The following is an 18,481-nucleotide window of genomic DNA, read 5'->3' as shown; positions in this document are numbered from 1 at the left end:
TTATTGTTGTTTCTCACCCAGTTGAGGGCATAAATCCGCAGTGCCGATGAAAGGTTCGAATTGCGATCGCGGCTTTCGTCGATCTCGGCAATGAGGCTTGCCAGCGTAATGGAACGGTCTTGCGCGATAGATATCATGATGTCGTAAAAGGCATCTTCCAGCGAAAAGCTCGTACGGTGTCCATGAATGGTGACCGATCGTTTACGGACAAGGCTCACTTGCCATCCGCGTCGGTTTCTGTGGGGGTATCGCGGTTTTCGAGGCGGTTTTCGTCGAGAAAGCGTGCTGCTTTGCGGTTGGCTTCGCGCTCGAACTGTTTTTCGATCTTGGTGCGTCCGAAAAGAATACGGTTTTCAGCCGCGATCTTTTCCTTGGCGTCTTTCGCCTTGCGCTTTTTGACCAGTCGGAGGTTGACGATCTCGGCCACCGCGACAGCTATTTCTTCTTGCGGAAAGAATCCAGCGACACGACGGACGCGGACGATTTTTCACCGGTCTCCACAGCGTCGCTTTCCAGCTTTTCGCCAGCTTTGACAGGTTTCTTGGCTGGTTTCACCGGTGGCTTCGGCTTGGCGCTGGGCGTCGCAACCTTTGGTTTTTCCGGCTCCGCAGGAGCAATGCTGGTGACCCCTTGGTCGTTGTCGCCAACTGTCTCTTCGACCTCGACATCGAACTCCAGTTCGAAATTCACCGACGGATCATAGAAGCCGCGAATCGCGGAGAAGGGAACCACCAGACGCTCTGGCACATCGCCGAAGGAGAGTCCGACTTCGAACAAGGTATCGGTGACCTGAAGGTCCCAGAACTGATGCTGAAGGACGATCGTCATCTGTTCCGGATATTTCTCATGCAGGCGCGTCGAGATGCGAACGCCGGGAGCGCCCGTAAGAAAGGTGACGAAGAAATGATGATTGCCGGGAAGACCCGCCTTGGCGACTTCACCAAGCACTTTGCGGATGACGCCGCGAAGCGCTTCCTGGGCAAGTATATCGTAGCGGATCATATCTTGTGGCATGCATTCTTATCCCATGGATTCACCCCTCTCTGTCAAGCGGAGATGGGATGCGTATTACGACCATTATGGCGCATGGCTAACGGAATTGCGACCGCTTGTCAGCCGCACAGATAAATTTAACGCACCGCGCCAAAATTGACGGGCATAAACGACATTTCTGGTTATTGGTTACGGCAAATTTTGTGCGGCAGGGTCCCTATGGTCCTTGGGCCTAACTGACAGCTGCAAGCGTCGGCGTGCGGGAGGTGGTCTCGCCTGCCGGTTTTGCATAGGCACGCAGGAAAGTATGCACGGCATTGCGTGCCGCACTTTCCAGCTGTTCACTGGTCGGTGTTTCGCCGAACAGGGTGATCATCTGCAGATCCGCATTGACGAGGGCAAGGAACTGGCGTGCAGCAAGATCGAAATCGTCTATTTGCAAGGCGCCCTTGTAGCAAAGTCGCGCAAACAGTGCACCTAGGGCCGTACTGATCTTGCCGGGGCCGTGCTGCCGCCATGCCTCAAAAAGATGCGGATACCGCTCGCCCTCCGACTGCACCAGCTTCCGCAAGAATTTTCCGTCCTGATTGCACAGGCAATTCTTGGTGAGGCGAATAGCGAAAGCGGTCAAATCGTCTTCGAGATTATCCGACTTGTCTGGAAAAGTTGCCAAGATCGAATAAAGCATTGCGTTGGCACGATCCATGACGTCTTCGACAACGGCAGTGAACAGCGTTTCCTTTTCGCGGTAATGATTGTATATCGTCTGGCGCGACACACAGGCCTCGACGGCAATCTCATCTATGCTCGCACCAGAAAAACCTTCCCGGCAAAATACGTTCGCAGCAGCGTCGAGTATTGAAATGCGTTTTGAACACTGACCACGTTGGGTATGGCCTGTTGCCTTGATCGGAAGGTCGTCGCGATTTTTCATGATGCGAAGATAATGCGTGTTGACGTTTTAGACAATAGTGTCTAGTTTACAGTTGTGTCCAAATTATTAGACACGACCTGTAAAACGTGAGAGCACCGTCCTCCCAAGTCCGTGCGCCCTTACCGACCTAGTACCTAATTCGAATTCGAACCTCCCCTGAGAGCAATGCGGCGCTGAGGCATCCGGTTTCGCGCTGTAGTTTTCTGAAAGATAATCATCATGACGAGCTCCTTCTTTCGTACGGCCCTCATCCTCGGTCTTTTGACTGCCATTGGTCCCTTTGCAATCGACATGTACCTTCCGGCCATGCCTTCGATCGGCAAGGAACTCGGTTCGGACAACACTGCGGTGCAGATGAGCCTTCTGGCCTTCTTCATCTCCTTCGCTATCTTCCAGCTGTTCTATGGTCCGTTGTCAGATATGTGGGGCCGTAAGGCACCGCTTTATATCGGCATCGGCCTGTTTGCGGTGGCAAGCATCGGCTGCGCCCTGGCAAGTAATATTGAAACATTGATCGCATTCCGCTTTCTCCAGGGTATCGGCGGTGCTGCCGGCATGGTCATTCCGCGTGCCATCGTTCGCGACATGCATACTGGCGTGCAGGCAGCACGGCTGATGTCATTGTTGATGCTGGTCTTCAGTATTTCGCCCATTCTTGCTCCATTGACGGGTAGTGCCGTCATTGAGTTCTACGGCTGGCGCGGTGTGTTCTGGGCGGTGATGATCGCTGCCTTCATCGGCCTGATACTGCTGTCGACACAGCTGAAAGAAACGCGCCCGAAAGAGGCGCGGGCGGAAAGTGGCCTCGGAAGCGCCATGGCGGCCTATCGCTTGCTTCTCGGTGATCGCAATTTCCTCACGCTCACCTTCATCGGCGGCCTCGGTATTTCCAGCTTCCTGGTCTATCTGGCCAACTCGCCGTTCGTGCTCATCGATCACTATGGCCTGACGCCGATCCAATACAGCATGGCCTTCTCGATCAATGCGGTTTCATTCTTCACGGTATCGCAGTTGACCGGCTGGCTCGGCGACAGGTTTGGGCTGGTGCGCGTCATGCGCTTGGCCGTAACTGCCTTTTCGTTCGTGATGGCAGCGATGGTCGTGGTCATGAGCCTCGGCTTCAATCAACTGCCGGTGATGGCCGCCTTTCTTTTCGCGGGCTACGGCTTCCTCGGGCTGGTGATCCCGACGTCATCTGTGCTCGCGCTTGAGGATCACGGCGAGATTGCAGGCACCGCCTCTGCTCTGATGGGCACGCTGCACTTTGTAACCTCGGCTGTCGCCATGGTCATTGCCGGCCTGTTCTTCGATGGAACGGCGCTCCCGATGGCTGCAGGCATTGCCCTCTGCGCGGTAGGTGCCCTCGTGCTCACACAGGCAACAATCGGCCGCCGCCGTGTCGTCGAGGCGGAAGCCGCTGCTGAATAGGAATTCTGATCCTCCATCAGATATGAAGAGAAGAGCCCGGGACATCGTTCCGGGCTCTCATTGTCTTACGTGCTGCCAATGCAGATTGGCTGAGCCAGAATCTGGGCCAGGACACCTCGTTGGTTTGCCTGGGCCCGGGCGACATAGCGGGAGAAATGTTCTGCCGCGAGTGCCGAGCCGGCGATGAGAACAATGGCTGCGGTACCAAAGCCTACGGCTACTCGTGCCCGCGGCCACCAGCCGAGTACGGTCTTGAACCTCGTACGCCACGTGGCGATCAGGGCGATGAACAAGGCTCCAACTGCGCAGCACATCAGGCAGCCGCATGCGCACCGCAGGCACAGCCCGGCGCGTGATAGCGGCCATTGTTACCCACGGTGCCGCCCTTGCCATACATGTTCCTCGGCCGCGCCCAATCGACGAGGTTATGGTGGGGGCCGGTTTCATTGCGGCCCTTTGGCATGACGTCGAGATAGCCGTAAATGCCAAGGAACTGCTCGCCGCCGCGGCTAAAGGCCGAATAGGTATGGAAGATCTGGCCGTTATCGTCCTTGTAGAACACGCTTTCGCCCGAGAGGTCTTTCAGCCCGGGGTCGGTGTGCCGGTAATTGTAGTAGGCGTTCTTTTCCGCCACTTCCTTTGGCGTGAAGGACACATTGAAATCGTAGTTGAAATCGCTGTGGAAAGACGAAACCCAGGGGAAGTGCCAGCCCATCGCCTTGCGCAGTGCCTCAATCTCGCCAATCGGTGCACGCGCCACGGCGACGTAAGAGACATCGTGATTTTCGAGGTGTGCAAGAAGACCCTCTATGTGGTCGACTTCCAGCGAGCAGCCGACACACTGGTTTTCCTGACCCGGTCCCATCATGAAATGCTTGAGAAAGAGCTGGCTGCGTCCATTGAACAGATCGGAGAGCGCTACCTTTCCGGACCGGCTGTCGAAAACATATTCCTTGTCGATCTTGACCCAGGGCAAAGCCCGCCGCTGCGCACTCATTTCCTCTTGCGCTTTGGTGAAAGCCTTCTCCTTGGCCAGAAGCGCAACCCGCGCTTTCAGCCATTCGTCCCGTGATGCGATCTCATGTTGCATTGCTTCCTCCTGATGCTGAATGCTCCAATGCGAATGCAGTTGTCGCTCGCTACTCTTGTGAGAGCAGCTCCTCCAGCCGGTCGAAGGCACTGTTCCAGCCTTGCTCGTGGCCCCGGCAACTTTCCGGCGTGTCGAAGACGCTCTGGCGGAATGTCATCAGCGTCTTCTCATCCTGCGGTTCGAAGGTAATGTTGACGAGCGTTTCCAATCCGGGCCTGCCATCTTCCTGATCCCAGGCAAAGGTGAATGCGAGGCGTTTGCCCGGTACGATGTCCTGGTAGACACCGCCGTGCCAGAGTTTTTCACCGCTGGCGGCGGAGTCGAGGCAGGCGCGCCATTTGCCGCCAACCCGCAGATCGGCTTCTACATAGGTTGCCGGGTAGTCGCGCGGGCCCATCCACTGCAGCATGCGCTTCGGATCGGCAAAGGCGTCGAAGACGAGGGCAGGAGGCGCATTAAATACGCGCTTGATCGTCAGGACGCGGCCAGCAGTTTCATTTGTCAGGTGAGCTGTCTCGGACATCTTTCTCTCCATTTGTCTGTACATCCTGCAAATATTCTTCCAGGCGATCGAAACTGTCTTCCCAGAAGCGCCGGTAACGCTCCAGCCAGTCCGTAGCTTCCTTGAGCGGGGCCGCATCGAGGCTGCATGGCCGCCACTGGGCCTCACGGCCCCTGATGATCAGACCGGCCCGCTCCAGCACTTTCAGGTGCTTGGTCACTGCCGGCCCTGACATCTTGAAGGGTTCGGCCAGCTCGGTCACTGAAGTGGTGCCGAGCGCGAGCCGGGCCAGTATTGCCCGGCGCGTCGGGTCAGCCAGTGCAGAGAAGATATGGTCGAGTCGATCGGGTGTCATTTCGTATTAAACCAGTTGGTTATTTAACTTTTAGGTTTAATACGCCTTCGGATGGCCGACGTCAAGCAATGATTTGAATCGCGAACAGCCGCTCGGATTGAATGGCCGGTAGATGCAAGGGAAAGGGGAGGGAGAAGTGGAGGCTTCTGTTGCCAGGTGCCTCCGAACCCCGCCTAGAAGTGCGAACCCCTAGGACTTGATTTGAAGCTATCGCACCGCATTAAGCGGCGAGACGTGCTTCCGCATAGTTGTCGTTTGCAACTACTGAGTTAGCCCGATAACGGTGGTACAATGCCGGGCAAAAGAGCGATCTTTACACCCTTGTCGATCCTATTTCGCCCCCGCCACAAGGCAGCGACAACAGCTGCATTGTGGTGGAGGCGCCGGGTACCGCCCCCGGGTCCAATGGGCTTATTGCATCGTCCGTTTATCACCATAGCTGGCCGAAGCCAGCAGGACTTATATAGGGGCTGTTTTGTTGAATTGAAAGAGTGGATTGACTTGGAAACGATGCTGAGGAATGTTTCCAAGGTGTCTAATGAGTCATCGCCTCATGCATCTGCCAGTTTGTGCGGTGTCTTTACGTCAGGGAGGGTGCAATAAGCCCATTGGACCCAACAATCAGGGGATTTTTCCATGAGTGACTATCTAAAGGATGTACGTCATTACGATGCGGCTGCTGATGAGGCGACAGTTGCAAAAATCGTTAAACATCTCGGAATTGCCCTGCGCAACAGGGATTCGTCGCTGGTCTCCTGCACGGATCCGGACGAATTGAAGCGCGTTCGCACCAATTGGGTCGAAAAGAAGCTCGGCATAACCGATGCCAGCAAGGCTGATGCAGCGATTGAATCGGTCTGCGCGGCCATGAAGGGGGACAACAGCAAGAGCCGCGTCACCTTCTATTATCTGACAGCAAAGGCGCTCGGCGCGCTGGGTAGTATCTGAACTTCTCCTGCCGCTCACCGAATCATCCCCGGCTCATTGCCGGGGATTTTGCTACTGTGGATCATGGACAAGTTTTAGTGCTTCGTTGGCCGAATCTGCTAAAGATAGCCCATGCGTACTTATCTCGACCTTCTTCAACATGTGCTCGACAAGGGTACCGATCGCGGCGATCGCACCGGTACTGGCACCCGCTCTGTTTTCGGCTATCAGATGCGGTTTGATCTCGCGGCCGGATTTCCGGTTCTGACGACGAAGAAGCTGCATCTGAAATCCATCATCCATGAGCTTTTATGGTTTCTGAAGGGCGATACCAACGTCGCCTATCTCAGGGAAAACGGTGTTACCATATGGGATGAATGGGCCGACGAGAACGGCGATCTGGGACCGGTCTATGGCTATCAATGGCGTTCGTGGCCGGCGCCCGATGGCAGGCATATCGACCAGATCGCTAATCTTTTGAATGCGATACGCAAAAACCCTAATTCAAGACGTTTGATCGTCTCGGCGTGGAATCCTGCGCTGGTTGACGAAATGGCGCTGCCACCCTGCCACTGCCTGTTCCAGTTCTATGTGGCCGATGGCAAACTCTCGTGCCAGCTTTACCAGCGTTCAGCCGATATCTTCCTCGGCGTGCCATTCAACATCGCCTCCTATGCATTGCTGACCATGATGATCGCGCAGGTAACGGGATTGCAGCCGGGTGAATTCGTTCATACCCTCGGCGATGCGCATCTTTATGCCAATCATTTCGAGCAGGCGAGGCTGCAGTTGCGCAGAACACCAGGCCCGCTGCCGAAAATGTACATTAATCCGGCAGTGACCGATCTCTTCGCCTTCAAATATGACGATTTCCGTCTTCTAGATTACGTCGCCGAATCCAGCATCAAGGCGCCGATCGCGGTTTGAAGCTTCGAGCAGGCCTTGTGAAGACGAATACTCGTTTGAAACGGATGTTGCCTGAATGATCAGTTTTGTAGTTGCGATTGCCGAAAACGGTGTGATTGGCCGTGAGAATGGCCTGCCATGGCGCTTGTCCTCGGATCTGAAGCGGTTCAAGGCCACCACGATGGGCAAGCCCATTATCATGGGGCGAAAGACCTGGGATTCTCTTGGTCGCCCGCTACCTGGCCGCACGAACATCGTCGTCACCCGCGATCCCGCCTTTTCCATCGATGGAGTGATTGCGGCGCGCTCAGTCGACGAGGCGCTGATGATCGCTGGAAGTCATGCCGGGGCCGACAAGGTGAACGAGATTTGCATTATTGGCGGAGGAGATATCTTTCGCCAGACCTTGAACCGAGTGGACCGGCTCTATGTGACGTGGGTATTGGCCGAGGTGGAAGGTGATGTACATTTTCCGGCAATCGACCCAAAGGTCTGGGCGGAAATCTCTACGGAAGATTTCCCTGCCGGCGAAAAGGACAATTATCCAACGCGCTTTGTCATTTATGAGCGACGCTGATACGGAACGCGAATTTTCAAGCGATATGAAAATATTGTGATAAACAGTCATAATCCTTCGGCTTTTTACCAAATCCGCTTGAAAAGCCGTTGCGTGCGTTGAAAGCGCGCCTTGCCATCCCTATAAACGGGATGTTGCGTTAGCGGGAGGAGCCACGGGGTGGCGCTTTCGTTCAAATTAAGAGGTATGGATGCCCTGGAGTAATCAGAACGGCGGCGGCGGCCCATGGGGTGGCGGCGGTAATAATAGTGGCGGTGGCGGACCGTGGGGTCAAAAACCACAAGGCGGCGGTGGAGGCAATCCCCCCGACCTTGAAGATATCCTCCGCCGCGGCCAGGACCGTCTGCGCCAGGCGCTTCCCGGCGGTTCTGGTGGCAGTCCGGCGATCTGGGGCCTCATTGCCTTGGCTCTGTTTGCTTTCTGGCTTTTCCAATCGATTTATACCGTACAGCCGGATGAGCGTGCCGTCGAACTGCGCTTCGGTAAACCAAAACAGGACATTGCCGAGCCGGGTCTGCATTTCCATTTCTGGCCGATTGAATCCTATGAAAAGGTCGAGATCGTCGAGAAGCAAAAGAATATTGGCGGGCAGGGCGCGCGCGGCGCCAAGGAAGGCCTGATGCTCTCGGGCGACCAGAACATCGTCGATGTACAGTTCTCGGTGCTCTATCGCGTTTCGAACCCGGTCGCCTATCTGTTCCACGTAGAAAACCCTGAAAATCTGGTGCAGCAGGTCTCGGAAAGCGCCATGCGCGAGATCGTGGGCCGCAGCCCTGCGCAGGACATTTTCCGTGACAACCGTGCCGGCATCGCCAACGACGTCCGCGGTATTATCCAGAAGACGCTCGATGACTATGGCGCCGGCGTTCAGATCAATGCTGTCTCGATCGAAGATGCAGCGCCGCCACGCGAAGTCGCCGATGCCTTCGATGAAGTTCAGCGTGCAGAGCAGGACGAAGACCGTTTTGTCGAGGAATCGAACCAGTACTCCAACCAGAAGCTTGGCCAGGCGCGCGGTGAAGGTGCGCAGATCCGCGAAGATGCGGCTGCCTACAAGAACCGTATCGTCCAGGAAGCAGAGGGTGAGGCCCAACGCTTCACCTCGGTCTATGACCAATACGTCAAGGCGCCGGACGTCACCCGCAAGCGTCTTTTCCTCGAAACAATGGAGCGTGTGCTGAAGGATTCGAACAAGGTGATCGTCGATCAGAGCGGCCAAGGCATCATACCTTATTTGCCCTTGCCGGAACTGAAGAAGCAGCCTAGCCCGACCACCGAGGGGACAAAGCAATGAACCAGAACCGTCTCCCTCTTCTCGCGGGTCTGATCGCATTCATTGCCTTGCTCGCCTATTCGTCGATCTTCGTTGTCCGGGCCGGTCAGCAGGCCATCGTGCTGCGCTTCGGTCAGATCGTCGACGTGAAGGCTGATCCCGGCATCTATTTCAAACTACCCTTCGGTTTTTTGGAAGCCGATAATGTGCAGATGATCGAAGATCGTCTGCTGAGCTTTGAACTCGACAATATCCGTGTTCAGGTTTCAGGCGGCAAGTTCTATGAAGTCGATGCTTTCCTCGTTTACCGGATCACCGACCCGCGCAAATTCAGGCAGACCGTCTCAGGTGACGTGACGCTGGCCGAGGCGCGCCTGCGCACCCGTCTCGATGCGTCGCTGCGCGGCGTTTACGGTTTGCGTGGCTTTGAAGCAGCACTTTCTGACGAGCGCGCAGGTATGATGCACGAGGTACGCGAACAGCTTCGCCCTGATGCGGAATCGCTGGGCCTGCAGATCACGGATGTGCGCATTCGCCGGACGGATCTGACACAGGAAGTATCTCAACAGACCTTCGACCGCATGAAGGCCGAACGTCTGGCAGAGGCAGAACGCCTGCGTGCCCGTGGCCGTGAAGCGGCACAGCGCATCAAGGCAATTGCCGATCGTCAGGTGGTCGAGATCATTGCTGAAGCCCGCAAGGAATCTGAAATCGCCCGAGGTCAGGGCGAAGGCGAGCGCAGCCGCATCTTTGCCGACGTGTTCTCGAAGGATCCGGACTTCTTTGCCTTCTACCGGTCTATGACAGCCTATGGCACGGCACTGGATAATACGGGAACGACGATGGTGCTTTCGCCCAATTCCGAGTTTTTCCGCTATTTCCAGGACTCCAAGGGTACTTTGCCTCCAGTCAGCGGTGCAACGCCCCCGGTGGCTGCACCAACGCCCGCCCCTAATTAGGGCGGGAAGCAATGATCGATTTTCTCGATGCTGTAGGGCTGTTTCTCGTTTTCGAGGGGCTGCTCTACGGCTGTTTTCCGCTGATAGCAAAGCGCGTGGCGCGCGACGTCAGTGAGCAGCCCGATGGATTTTTACGTGTTGCCGGTGTGGCTTCTGTTGCGATTGGCGTAGCCATCGTCTGGCTGGCTCGCGGGTAACTCAAAGACGCGCTGTCATCAAACCTTTGTGTCGGCGGTCATATTTTTGTCTACTCTCGCCGTTCTGTTGTATTATTCTGAGTTCACCCATAAAGGCCCGAACGCATGGTTTTAAACACTGGTCGCACCATCTTACGTTCTGCTACGGCAGCAATTGCACTGCTAGCGCTGGCTGCAACGAGCGTTTTACCAACATTCGTGACGGTGGCGAACGCCCAGGCCCAGGCGGCAGTCCCTGCACCGAACAGCGCACAACCAAGAGCGCAAGGGCCGGCTTCCGTGGCAGATCTTGCCGCTGGTCTGATTGACGCCGTCGTTAATATCTCAACATCGCAGACGATCAAGGGCCAGGACGGTGAGTCGGGTCCCGTGCCGATGCCGAAAGTGCCAGAAGGCTCGCCCTTCCAGGAGTTTTTCGATGAGTATTTCGGCAAGCAGAAACCCGGTGAGAACAATCCCTCCCATCAGGTCCAATCGCTGGGTTCCGGCTTCGTCGTCGATGCGGAGCAGGGTATCGTCGTCACGAATAATCATGTGATCGCCGATGCGGACGAGATCGAAGTCAATTTCAATGACGGCTCGAAGCTGAAGGCGGAATTGGTCGGCAAGGACACCAAGACCGATCTCGCCGTGCTTAAGGTCGACCCGAAGAAACACAAGCTGGTTGCGGTCAAATTCGGCGATTCGTCCAAAACCCGTATCGGCGATTGGGTCATGGCCATCGGCAATCCGTTCGGTCTTGGCGGCACCGTGACTGTCGGTATCGTTTCCGCGCGCAACCGCGATATCAATTCAGGTCCATACGACAATTTCATCCAGACCGACGCTGCAATCAATCGAGGCAATTCGGGTGGTCCACTTTTTGACATGTATGGTGAGGTCATTGGCATCAACACAGCCATCATTTCGCCGACGGGCGGATCGATCGGCATCGGTTTTGCGATTCCAGCCGAATTGGCCTCGGGCGTGATTGCGCAGCTGCGCCAGTTCGGCGAGACGCGCCGCGGCTGGCTCGGCGTGCGTATCCAGCCGGTGACTGATGAGATCGCCGAAAGTCTCGGAATGGCGTCGAGCAAGGGGGCGCTGGTTGCAGGGATCATCGAGGGTGGTCCGGTTGCCAATGGTTCCATTCTCGCAGGAGATGTCATCACCCGCTTCGACGGCAAGGATGTCAACAACGTCAAGGATCTGCCGCGTGTCGTTGCCGAAAGTCCGGTTGGGAAGGAAGTGGATGTTGTCGTTGTCCGCAAGGGCAAGGAGCAGACCGTAAAGGTTACGCTCGGCCGGCTTGAAGACAGCGACCAGCAACAGGCCAAGAAGGGTGACCAGACCGGTCAGGGCGAAGACGGGGCCGTTCGGGACGTCGATGTCCTCGGCATGACGTTGGGCAAGCTTGATGATGAGACCCGCAAGTCGTTCGGCATATCTAAGGAAGTCCAAGGTGTCCTCGTTACCGAAGTCCAGAAAGACTCCATTGCCGCCAACAAGCGTATCGAAGCCGGTGACGTGATCGTCGACATCGCGCAGGAGACAGTCTCCACTCCTGAGGATGTCGCAGCGCGGATTGAAAAGCTGCGCGACGAAGGTCGCAAGAATGCCCTGCTGATGCTGGCGTCAAAAACCGGCGAACTGCGTTTCGTGACGCTTCAAATGGACTAATGAATCGGTGTCTCCAACGCGCCGTACTGCAGGGTGCGGTTTGTTGTGTTGCAGCGGCAATTTTTGATTTATGAATATCGGTAGTTCGGACGGTCCTGTGCAAGATCTATAGAAATCTGCACAGAATCCGGCGATTATCGCACAATAATTGGTGACTCTCGCACAAGTTTCTCAACCATGCGAGAATAATTGGTGTAGAGACGCGAAATTTGGGTCAGACGACGAAATCGGTCTTCCGATAGCCCTGGATATAGAGGAGAGCGGTCAGATCGCCGTGATCGATCCGCATCTTGGCCTGCGCAGCAACTGAAGGTTTCGCGTGTAATGCCACACCTATACCGGCAAGTTGCAACATGCCGAGGTCGTTTGCTCCGTCGCCGACCGCTATTGCCTCATCCGGCGACAGGTTGAATCGATCACAAATCGAGCGAAGCGCGGCGACCTTTGCCTCACGGCCGAGAATGGGTTCCTTGACCTCTCCGGTCAGCGTTTCTCCATTGTCCATCAATATGTTAGCGCTGTTCTCGTGAAAACCGATCATGTCTGCGATGCGCTGAGTGAAGACCGTGAACCCGCCAGAAACGAGAGCGGTATAGGCGCCGTGCTTCTTCATTGTACGCACCAGTTCCGGCCCGCCGGGCATCAGCGTGATGCGGCTCGCGATGACCTTGTCGATCACGGAATAAGGGAGACCTTTCAGCAGCGATACCCTTTCGCGCAGGGCGGGTTCGAAGGCGATTTCGCCATTCATTGCCCGCGCTGTTATGGCTGCGACCTTGTCGCGAAATCCTGCTTCCTCGGCCAGTTCATCAATACATTCCTGCTGGATCATCGTTGAATCCATGTCGGCAATCAAAATTCTTTTTCGTCTACTATCTTGATTTTGCACGACAATATCGATTGGTGCGCCATCGATCGCCCGGGTCAATTCCGCATAGGCGTCAGCAGTGTCAGTTCCTTCTTTGAGGGCAATGTCACAGGCAATTCCATCGGCCAGCCAATAAAGACCTGTTGCATTGACCGCCGCCGAGGCTTTAATCCCAAGCGAAGGTACAAGGCTCGATGTAGCAGGATTGGCGATGAGTGTGGCCATAAGTGGCATGGGGCAATTCCGATTGGACGGTTGATGTGACAAGACAGCTAATCCTGATAGCCGGACCGACAGCCAGCGGCAAGTCAGCGCTTTCGCTTCGTTTGGCAGAAGAGACCAGGGGTGTGATCATCAACACCGATTCCATGCAGGTCTATGATGTGCTGAACCTTTTGACGGCACGCCCCGGACCCGACGATCTGAAGGTCGCTCCGCACTATCTTTACGGCCATGTTTCGCCTGCCATCGCCTATTCAACCGGCCAGTGGTTCTGCGATGTAGAGAAGACTTTGAACAGGCTAGAACTATCTGAAAAGACTGTGATTTTCGTCGGTGGAACCGGGCTCTATTTTCGCGCGCTTCTCGGCGGTCTTTCGGCCATGCCGGAGATTCCAGCAGATATAAGGGCCTACTGGCGCCAACAGGATGCTGAGCAGGGGGCCGAGAAGCTCCATGCGATCCTGACCAGAAAAGACCCCTTGGCTGCATCAAGTTTACGGCCGACCGACAGTCAAAGAATTGTCCGGGCACTTGAAGTCATTAATGCTTCCGGTCGGTCCATTATCGAATGGCAGAAGGAAACCGGCAGACCGCTGATTAACGGCGAAGCAGCACGCAAGATTATCATCGCACCTGACCGGCAGTGGCTGGGCGAGCGCATTGCAACACGGTTCGAAATGATGATGAGGGGTGGAGCCACAGACGAGGTCAAAGCCTTGTTATCGCTTGGACTTTCGGCGGAGCTTCCCGCCATGCGGGCCATTGGCGTGCGCGAGATTTCGGAGATGCTCGCCGGTCGCCTTCGTATCGAAGAGGCGGCAGAGCTAGCGACAATCGCCACCCGGCAATACGCCAAACGGCAGATGACGTGGTTTCGTAACCAACTTGGCGAAGACTGGGAAAGGTTGCCTTGTCCGTGATTGGCCGGTCACGTCTTGTCGTTGCGAAAAGTTCGAATGAGATCACTGGCCCGGAACCGTTCAGTGTTTTCCGGCTGCGGTTTGGGCGGTTCTTCCTTACGGATCGCCGCGTCCAAATTCCGCCATTGCAGTCTTGCCGGATCCTGAAAGGCGGAGGGGCGCTGACTTGCAATTGGTTCGCTGATGATGCTTTCGAAAGAGTCGCTCGTATCATCGTTGCTGGTGTTTTCTGCAGCATTGAGCTGGCGCATCCGCATCAAGATAGTGTCGAGAGATATGTGAGAATCGCCGAGGCGGACTGATTGCTGTGTCCTTGCCATGTGGGCGGCCGGGAGCTGATCGGGAGCGATTGTCTCAAACATCATGCGCATTGGTGTCGGAACTGCTTCGCCGAAGGCGATGGCTTCGCGGTTGGCGATCGACGACAAAAACCCGATTGTGCTTTGAGATGCGCCGGTGATGGCGCCGCGAATAATCTCCTGATCCCGCTCATTGCCAAGTCGCATGGCAAAGACTGTGCTGCACTGAGAGAGGATCGTTGGATCGAGTTCGCCCGGGCGTTGGGTGACAACCGAGAGGTATACGCCGTATTTGCGGCCCTCCTTGGCAATGCGGGCGATGGCTTGGCGGGTAGGCCAGAAGCCTCCATTGGCGTCAGCGGGTATGTAGCGATGGGCTTCCTCGCAAACAACGAGTGTCTGCACTCGGCCGTCGCTGGATACGGCAAGATCAAAAGCCATGCGGCAAAGCACCGATGCGACGGAGTTCACGACTTCCGACGGCAGTCCAGCCAGTTGGAAGACGCAAATGGGACGATTGTTCTTCGGTACCCGGAAAATATGCCCGATGGTCTGACGCATTGTATCCATGGTCGTGGGTGCAGAGAACATGAAGCGATAGCGTGGGTCGGCAACCAAGGCTTGCAATCGCTGCCTGAGCGCCTTCATTGTCGGGCGATCCGGTTTGCCATCCAGCTGGCCAATACGCTCGTCAATCAGCTTGATCAAATCAGCGATCCGATACGGCGCCGGAGTATCAGCTGTCATCGAGGAATAGTCTCGATCTTTCTTCAGAAGTGATGTTGCGACTGTAGCTTCAGCACTGGCGAAACGTTCCTTGGCGACTGGAATAAGATCGCGTAGCGCATCAACCTCGGCCGGTATTGTTGGCCTGCCGCGGAAAACCGCTTCGGCAAATTCCTCAAGCCTGAATAGCCAATAGGGCAGATCGAATGTCGTGTAGTCGATCGAAATCGAATGCTCGGGAAAGGCACTGGCGAATTCGTTGTGCGGATCAAGGATCAGGACCCGCAAATCCGGTCTCTGGCTGACAATCTTGCGCAGAAGCAACGAAACCGCGCTGGATTTGCCGACGCCAGTGCTTCCTAATACCGCGAAGTGCCGCGAAACGAGACTGTCGATCGAGATCATGGCAGGTATATCGGCATTCTGGGACAGATGGCCAACGGAAACAGTGTTCGTAAGGGTCGACGTATAGATCGTCGCCAGGTCCGCAGAGCGGATACGGTGCGCAATCGCGCCCATATGTGGGTAGGTAGCGATCCCGGAAGAAAATCGTAACGTACCGTCAGTTAGCGTATGAACCTGACCGACGAGCTCAACATGGATATGGATGCTTTGATCGATGCCCTGTTCCCACTGGGCATTTGGAAGATCAACCTTGTAGACCAGGCCGACCACACGACTACTGGCAACCTGGATGGATATGAGCTGGCCGACCGCCCAATAGTCCTCCGAAACTGATACTGACGCTCCGGTCTTGGCGTAAATGATGGCTTTCTCGCCATTGCACTCAATGACGTGTCCATCGGTCCGGTTTCGAACCAGTGGCCTTGGTGGTTCGGAGGGCGAAGCTTCAGCGCTCATGTTGTGACTATCTCAGACCTGACCGGGGAGTGTTTTTACACGTTGAAACACCTTAACGTTGAGGCATTGAGATTATCTTAGCGCCACAACGACAATTGTCTGTACCGACACGAGCTTTGAACAGAGCTTTTCAATCAACCTGCTATTTTGCCGTTGACGGATAGATTTTGCTAAATTATCGTCCGCGCCCATGAAAACAGTTCTTATCGTCGTGGGATCGCGCATGGGCAGGGTGTTGTAAGCACCCGGCGAAAGCTCCCATGCGCGAAACACAGGCTCCTTTGGGGGCCTTTTTTATTTCCAGCATCTCAGCTAAACGAAAACACCTTCTGAAGGGCCAAGGGCCGCAGAATATACGGGAAGAGATCGATGACCGCAGAAAAACAGGACAGTGACAGCCATACATCGCAACGCCGTGAGATGACCGGCGCTGAAATGGTCGTGCAAGCCCTTATTGATCAGGGCGTAACAGATATTTTCGGTTACCCGGGCGGTGCTGTCCTTCCGATTTACGATGAGCTCTTCCAGCAGGACAAGATCAATCACGTTCTTGTCAGACACGAACAGGGCGCCGGCCATGCGGCCGAAGGCTATGCCCGTTCAACGGGTAAAGTTGGCGTCATGCTGGTCACGTCCGGTCCTGGTGCTACCAATGCCGTAACGCCACTGCAGGACGCATTGATGGATTCCATTCCCTTGGTTTGCATCAGCGGGCAGGTCCCGACCAGCCTGATCGGTTCTGATGCATTTCAGGAATGCGATACGGTCGGCATCACGCGCCCTTGTACGAAACACAACTGGCTGGTGAAGGACGTCAATGATCTGGCACGCGTTCTGCACGAGGCCTTCCACGTTGCGAAAACTGGTCGTCCTGGCCCCGTTCTCGTTGACGTTCCCAAGGACGTGCAATTCGCAACCGGCATGTATACACCGCCGGAAACTGCGCCACGTACCAGCTATAACCCGAAAGTCCAGGGCGATATCGAGGCGATCAAGCAGGCAGTCGCGTTGCTTGTATCGGCAAAGCGTCCGGTGATCTATTCCGGCGGTGGTGTTATCAATTCCGGCAACGAAGCGAGCAAACTGTTGCGTGAATTGGTTGAGCTCACACATTTTCCGATTACGTCTACGCTGATGGGCCTGGGCGCCTATCCGGCATCGGGTAAGAACTGGCTTGGCATGCTCGGCATGCACGGAACCTATGAAGCCAATATGACAATGCATGATTGCGACGTCATGTTGAACATCGGTGCGCGCTTCGATGATCGCATTACCGGCCGCATCAGCGGTTTCTCGCCGAATTCGAAGAAGATCCATGTCGATATCGATCCATCCTCTATCAATAAGGCGGTTCGTGTTGATGTTCCTGTCATTGGCGATGTCGCCAATGTTCTTGAGGACATGGTGCGCCTGTTGCGGGCTTCCTCGGTCCAGCCAGACAGGAAGGCGATAGGTGAATGGTGGTCGCAAATCGATAGATGGCGTTCGCGCAAATCCTTGTCCTATACCCGCAACAAAGAAGTGATCATGCCGCAATATGCCCTGGAGCGGCTCTATGAGCTTACCAAGGATCGCGACACCTATATCACGACGGAAGTCGGACAGCACCAGATGTGGGCGGCGCAATTCTACGGTTTCGAAAAGCCCAATCGCTGGATGACTTCAGGCGGACTCGGCACCATGGGCTACGGCCTGCCGGCGGCGTTGGGTGTGCAGATTGCTCATCCGAATTCGCTGGTCATCGACATTGCCGGCGATGCGTCGGTTCAGATGACAATGCAGGAAATGAGTGCTGCCGTTCAGTATGACGCACCGATCAAGATCTTCATTCTGAACAACCAGTATATGGGAATGGTCCGCCAGTGGCAGCAATTGCTGCACGGTAACCGCCTTTCCCATTCCTATACGGAGGCCTTGCCGGATTTCGTCAAGCTGGCCGAGGCCTATGGTGGGCATGGTATTCGCTGCGAGAAGCCAGGCGATCTCGACGATGCCATTCAGGAAATGATCGACGTCAAGAAGCCGGTTCTGTTCGATTGCCGCGTTGCGAACCTTGCCAACTGCTTCCCGATGATCCCTTCAGGCAAAGCGCACAATGAGATGCTTCTGCCCGACGAGGCAACGGATGAAGCTGTTGCCAATGCCATCGATGCCAAGGGCAGACAGCTCGTTTAAGCAACCGGAGAGGACAATAACATGAACGCTCAAAATCTAGCCTCCGGCTCGGCATATTTCATCGCCAAGGAGACGGAGTTACCGGTCACCACGGTCCTATCGGTACTTGTCGACAATGAACCGGGCGTCCTTGCCCGGGTCATCGGCCTGTTCTCCGGACGAGGCTATAACATTGAAAGTCTAACGGTTTCCGAGACCGAGCACGAGCAGCATCTGTCGCGCATCACCATCGTGACGCGCGGCACCCCGCATGTCCTGGACCAAATTCGCCATCAGCTGGAGCGCATTGTTCCGGTCCATCGCGTGGTCGATCTTTCGGTGCGGGCCGACGAACTTGGCCAAAGCGGGCCCATCCAGCGTGAACTTGCACTGGTCAAGGTTGCTGGTCTTGGTGAGCACCGCAACGAAGCGCTGCGCTTGGCCGATGCGTTTCACGCGAAGGTGACAGATGCAACGACAGAGCATTTCATCTTCGAGATCACCGGCAAAGGCTCGAAGATCGATCAGTTCATCGCAATCATGAAACCACTTGGACTCGTTGAGATCTGCCGGACCGGCGTCGCAGCGATGAACCGCGGCCCGTTGGGCATGTAATCGGGCACAGGTTCAC

At 55.7% G+C, this 18,481-nt stretch carries 21 protein-coding genes and 1 other RNA gene; 11 read left to right on the top strand and 11 right to left on the bottom strand.

Annotation, left to right across the window (positions count from 1 at the left end; translation table 11 throughout):
• The 4 genes from AAAC48_RS05305 to AAAC48_RS05290 form a co-directional block, all read right to left on the bottom strand.
• Nucleotides 1-218: ribbon-helix-helix domain-containing protein (locus AAAC48_RS05305; protein ID WP_340653173.1), on the bottom strand; the 218-nt coding region annotated here is incomplete at its 3' end.
• Nucleotides 215-427 (bottom strand): DUF4169 family protein, encoded by a 213-nt coding sequence (locus tag AAAC48_RS05300; protein WP_340653172.1) that lies wholly within the window; start codon nucleotides 425-427, stop codon nucleotides 215-217. The genes AAAC48_RS05300 and AAAC48_RS05305, both read right to left, overlap by 4 nt.
• An 8-nt stretch (nucleotides 428-435) precedes the next feature.
• Nucleotides 436-1,014, bottom strand: coding sequence for an SspB family protein (locus AAAC48_RS05295; protein WP_340653171.1), 579 nt, complete (start codon nucleotides 1,012-1,014; stop codon nucleotides 436-438).
• Nucleotides 1,015-1,225: 211 nt separating this feature from the next.
• Nucleotides 1,226-1,927, bottom strand: a complete 702-nt coding sequence (locus AAAC48_RS05290; RefSeq protein ID WP_340653170.1) for a TetR/AcrR family transcriptional regulator — start codon at nucleotides 1,925-1,927, stop codon at nucleotides 1,226-1,228.
• Nucleotides 1,928-2,146: 219 nt separating this feature from the next.
• On the opposite strand from AAAC48_RS05290, the gene AAAC48_RS05285 reads away from it, so the two are divergent.
• A complete protein-coding gene (locus AAAC48_RS05285) occupies nucleotides 2,147-3,355 on the top strand; it encodes a multidrug effflux MFS transporter (RefSeq protein WP_340653169.1) in 1,209 nt (402 codons plus the stop codon).
• Between the two features lie 65 nt (nucleotides 3,356-3,420).
• On the opposite strand, the gene AAAC48_RS05280 is transcribed toward AAAC48_RS05285, so the two are convergent.
• From AAAC48_RS05280 to ssrA, 5 genes are all read right to left on the bottom strand, one after another.
• The gene (locus AAAC48_RS05280; protein WP_340653168.1) at nucleotides 3,421-3,669 is read right to left on the bottom strand and encodes a hypothetical protein; all 249 of its coding nucleotides are present in this window, start codon (nucleotides 3,667-3,669) and stop codon (nucleotides 3,421-3,423) included.
• Entirely contained in the window at nucleotides 3,669-4,445 is a 777-nt protein-coding gene (locus AAAC48_RS05275) for a thioredoxin family protein (protein ID WP_340653167.1), read from the bottom strand. The genes AAAC48_RS05280 and AAAC48_RS05275 overlap by 1 nt, the downstream gene beginning before the upstream one ends.
• Nucleotides 4,446-4,494: 49 nt before the next feature.
• Nucleotides 4,495-4,968: an SRPBCC domain-containing protein gene (locus AAAC48_RS05270; protein ID WP_340653166.1), complete on the bottom strand. Its 474-nt coding sequence runs from the start codon at nucleotides 4,966-4,968 to the stop codon at nucleotides 4,495-4,497.
• Entirely contained in the window at nucleotides 4,940-5,302 is a 363-nt protein-coding gene (locus tag AAAC48_RS05265) for a metalloregulator ArsR/SmtB family transcription factor (protein ID WP_340653165.1), read from the bottom strand. The genes AAAC48_RS05270 and AAAC48_RS05265 overlap by 29 nt, the downstream gene beginning before the upstream one ends.
• 135 nt (nucleotides 5,303-5,437) lie before the next feature.
• Nucleotides 5,438-5,795, bottom strand: a transfer-messenger RNA (tmRNA) gene (gene ssrA / locus AAAC48_RS05260).
• 143 nt (nucleotides 5,796-5,938) lie between these two features.
• Here ssrA and AAAC48_RS05255 point away from each other — a divergent pair.
• The 7 genes from AAAC48_RS05255 (at nucleotide 5,939) to AAAC48_RS05225 (ending at nucleotide 11,800) form a co-directional block, all read left to right on the top strand.
• Entirely contained in the window at nucleotides 5,939-6,250 is a 312-nt protein-coding gene (locus tag AAAC48_RS05255) for a DUF2853 family protein (protein WP_340653164.1), read from the top strand.
• Nucleotides 6,251-6,361: 111 nt separating this feature from the next.
• Nucleotides 6,362-7,156 carry a thymidylate synthase gene (locus AAAC48_RS05250; RefSeq protein WP_340653163.1) on the top strand — a complete coding sequence of 265 codons (795 nt, stop codon included), beginning with the start codon at nucleotides 6,362-6,364 and terminating at the stop codon, nucleotides 7,154-7,156.
• 55 nt (nucleotides 7,157-7,211) lie between these two features.
• A complete protein-coding gene (locus AAAC48_RS05245) occupies nucleotides 7,212-7,712 on the top strand; it encodes a dihydrofolate reductase (RefSeq protein WP_340653162.1) in 501 nt (166 codons plus the stop codon).
• Nucleotides 7,713-7,902: 190 nt separating this feature from the next.
• Entirely contained in the window at nucleotides 7,903-9,006 is a 1,104-nt protein-coding gene (gene hflK, locus AAAC48_RS05240) for an FtsH protease activity modulator HflK (RefSeq protein WP_340653161.1), read from the top strand.
• On the top strand, nucleotides 9,003-9,944 hold the full coding sequence (locus tag AAAC48_RS05235; protein WP_340653160.1) for a protease modulator HflC: 942 nt from the start codon (nucleotides 9,003-9,005) through the stop codon (nucleotides 9,942-9,944). The genes hflK and AAAC48_RS05235 overlap by 4 nt, the downstream gene beginning before the upstream one ends.
• An 11-nt stretch (nucleotides 9,945-9,955) precedes the next feature.
• Nucleotides 9,956-10,141, top strand: coding sequence for a DUF2065 family protein (locus AAAC48_RS05230; protein WP_340653159.1), 186 nt, complete (start codon nucleotides 9,956-9,958; stop codon nucleotides 10,139-10,141).
• Between the two features lie 105 nt (nucleotides 10,142-10,246).
• Entirely contained in the window at nucleotides 10,247-11,800 is a 1,554-nt protein-coding gene (locus tag AAAC48_RS05225; protein WP_340653158.1) for a DegQ family serine endoprotease, read from the top strand.
• A 214-nt stretch (nucleotides 11,801-12,014) separates the two neighbouring features.
• Here the strand turns inward: AAAC48_RS05225 and serB are convergent, their stop codons facing one another.
• A complete protein-coding gene (gene serB, locus AAAC48_RS05220) occupies nucleotides 12,015-12,902 on the bottom strand; it encodes a phosphoserine phosphatase SerB (protein ID WP_340653157.1) in 888 nt (295 codons plus the stop codon).
• A gap of 26 nt (nucleotides 12,903-12,928) precedes the next feature.
• Between serB and miaA the strand changes: the two genes are divergently transcribed.
• Nucleotides 12,929-13,810: a tRNA (adenosine(37)-N6)-dimethylallyltransferase MiaA gene (miaA, locus tag AAAC48_RS05215; RefSeq protein WP_340653156.1), complete on the top strand. Its 882-nt coding sequence runs from the start codon at nucleotides 12,929-12,931 to the stop codon at nucleotides 13,808-13,810.
• A gap of 8 nt (nucleotides 13,811-13,818) precedes the next feature.
• Here the strand turns inward: miaA and AAAC48_RS05210 are convergent, their stop codons facing one another.
• On the bottom strand, nucleotides 13,819-15,696 hold the full coding sequence (locus tag AAAC48_RS05210) for a DUF87 domain-containing protein (RefSeq protein ID WP_340653155.1): 1,878 nt from the start codon (nucleotides 15,694-15,696) through the stop codon (nucleotides 13,819-13,821).
• A gap of 369 nt (nucleotides 15,697-16,065) precedes the next feature.
• Here AAAC48_RS05210 and AAAC48_RS05205 point away from each other — a divergent pair, with 369 nt between their 5' ends.
• Together AAAC48_RS05205 and ilvN are read left to right on the top strand one after the other, a co-directional pair.
• Nucleotides 16,066-17,871 (top strand): acetolactate synthase 3 large subunit, encoded by a 1,806-nt coding sequence (locus AAAC48_RS05205; protein ID WP_340653154.1) that lies wholly within the window; start codon nucleotides 16,066-16,068, stop codon nucleotides 17,869-17,871.
• Nucleotides 17,872-17,892: 21 nt separating this feature from the next.
• Entirely contained in the window at nucleotides 17,893-18,465 is a 573-nt protein-coding gene (ilvN, locus tag AAAC48_RS05200; protein ID WP_099998404.1) for an acetolactate synthase small subunit, read from the top strand.
• The last annotated feature ends 16 nt before the right edge of the window (nucleotides 18,466-18,481 follow it).

Origin of the sequence: Phyllobacterium sp. (genome assembly GCF_037994405.1) — a bacterium.
GTDB lineage: Bacteria > Pseudomonadota > Alphaproteobacteria > Rhizobiales > Rhizobiaceae > Phyllobacterium.
This window is presented reverse-complemented; position numbering and strand designations above follow the sequence as displayed.

Bases quoted from the DNA above. Each gene is read 5' to 3' on its own strand.
- serB (WP_340653157.1), bottom strand. From the start codon at position 12,902: ATGCCACTTATGGCCACACTCATCGCCAATCCTGCTACATCGAGCCTT.
- AAAC48_RS05245 (WP_340653162.1), top strand. From the start codon at position 7,212: ATGATCAGTTTTGTAGTTGCGATTGCCGAAAACGGTGTGATTGGCCGT.
- AAAC48_RS05225 (WP_340653158.1), top strand. From the start codon at position 10,247: ATGGTTTTAAACACTGGTCGCACCATCTTACGTTCTGCTACGGCAGCA.
- AAAC48_RS05275 (WP_340653167.1), bottom strand. From the start codon at position 4,445: ATGCAACATGAGATCGCATCACGGGACGAATGGCTGAAAGCGCGGGTT.
- AAAC48_RS05210 (WP_340653155.1), bottom strand. From the start codon at position 15,696: ATGAGCGCTGAAGCTTCGCCCTCCGAACCACCAAGGCCACTGGTTCGA.
- AAAC48_RS05290 (WP_340653170.1), bottom strand. From the start codon at position 1,927: ATGAAAAATCGCGACGACCTTCCGATCAAGGCAACAGGCCATACCCAA.
- AAAC48_RS05295 (WP_340653171.1), bottom strand. From the start codon at position 1,014: ATGCCACAAGATATGATCCGCTACGATATACTTGCCCAGGAAGCGCTT.
- AAAC48_RS05265 (WP_340653165.1), bottom strand. From the start codon at position 5,302: ATGACACCCGATCGACTCGACCATATCTTCTCTGCACTGGCTGACCCG.
- AAAC48_RS05230 (WP_340653159.1), top strand. From the start codon at position 9,956: ATGATCGATTTTCTCGATGCTGTAGGGCTGTTTCTCGTTTTCGAGGGG.
- AAAC48_RS05205 (WP_340653154.1), top strand. From the start codon at position 16,066: ATGACCGCAGAAAAACAGGACAGTGACAGCCATACATCGCAACGCCGT.
- AAAC48_RS05235 (WP_340653160.1), top strand. From the start codon at position 9,003: ATGAACCAGAACCGTCTCCCTCTTCTCGCGGGTCTGATCGCATTCATT.
- hflK (WP_340653161.1), top strand. From the start codon at position 7,903: ATGCCCTGGAGTAATCAGAACGGCGGCGGCGGCCCATGGGGTGGCGGC.
- AAAC48_RS05255 (WP_340653164.1), top strand. From the start codon at position 5,939: ATGAGTGACTATCTAAAGGATGTACGTCATTACGATGCGGCTGCTGAT.
- AAAC48_RS05250 (WP_340653163.1), top strand. From the start codon at position 6,362: ATGCGTACTTATCTCGACCTTCTTCAACATGTGCTCGACAAGGGTACC.
- AAAC48_RS05280 (WP_340653168.1), bottom strand. From the start codon at position 3,669: ATGTGCTGCGCAGTTGGAGCCTTGTTCATCGCCCTGATCGCCACGTGG.
- AAAC48_RS05285 (WP_340653169.1), top strand. From the start codon at position 2,147: ATGACGAGCTCCTTCTTTCGTACGGCCCTCATCCTCGGTCTTTTGACT.
- AAAC48_RS05270 (WP_340653166.1), bottom strand. From the start codon at position 4,968: ATGTCCGAGACAGCTCACCTGACAAATGAAACTGCTGGCCGCGTCCTG.
- ilvN (WP_099998404.1), top strand. From the start codon at position 17,893: ATGAACGCTCAAAATCTAGCCTCCGGCTCGGCATATTTCATCGCCAAG.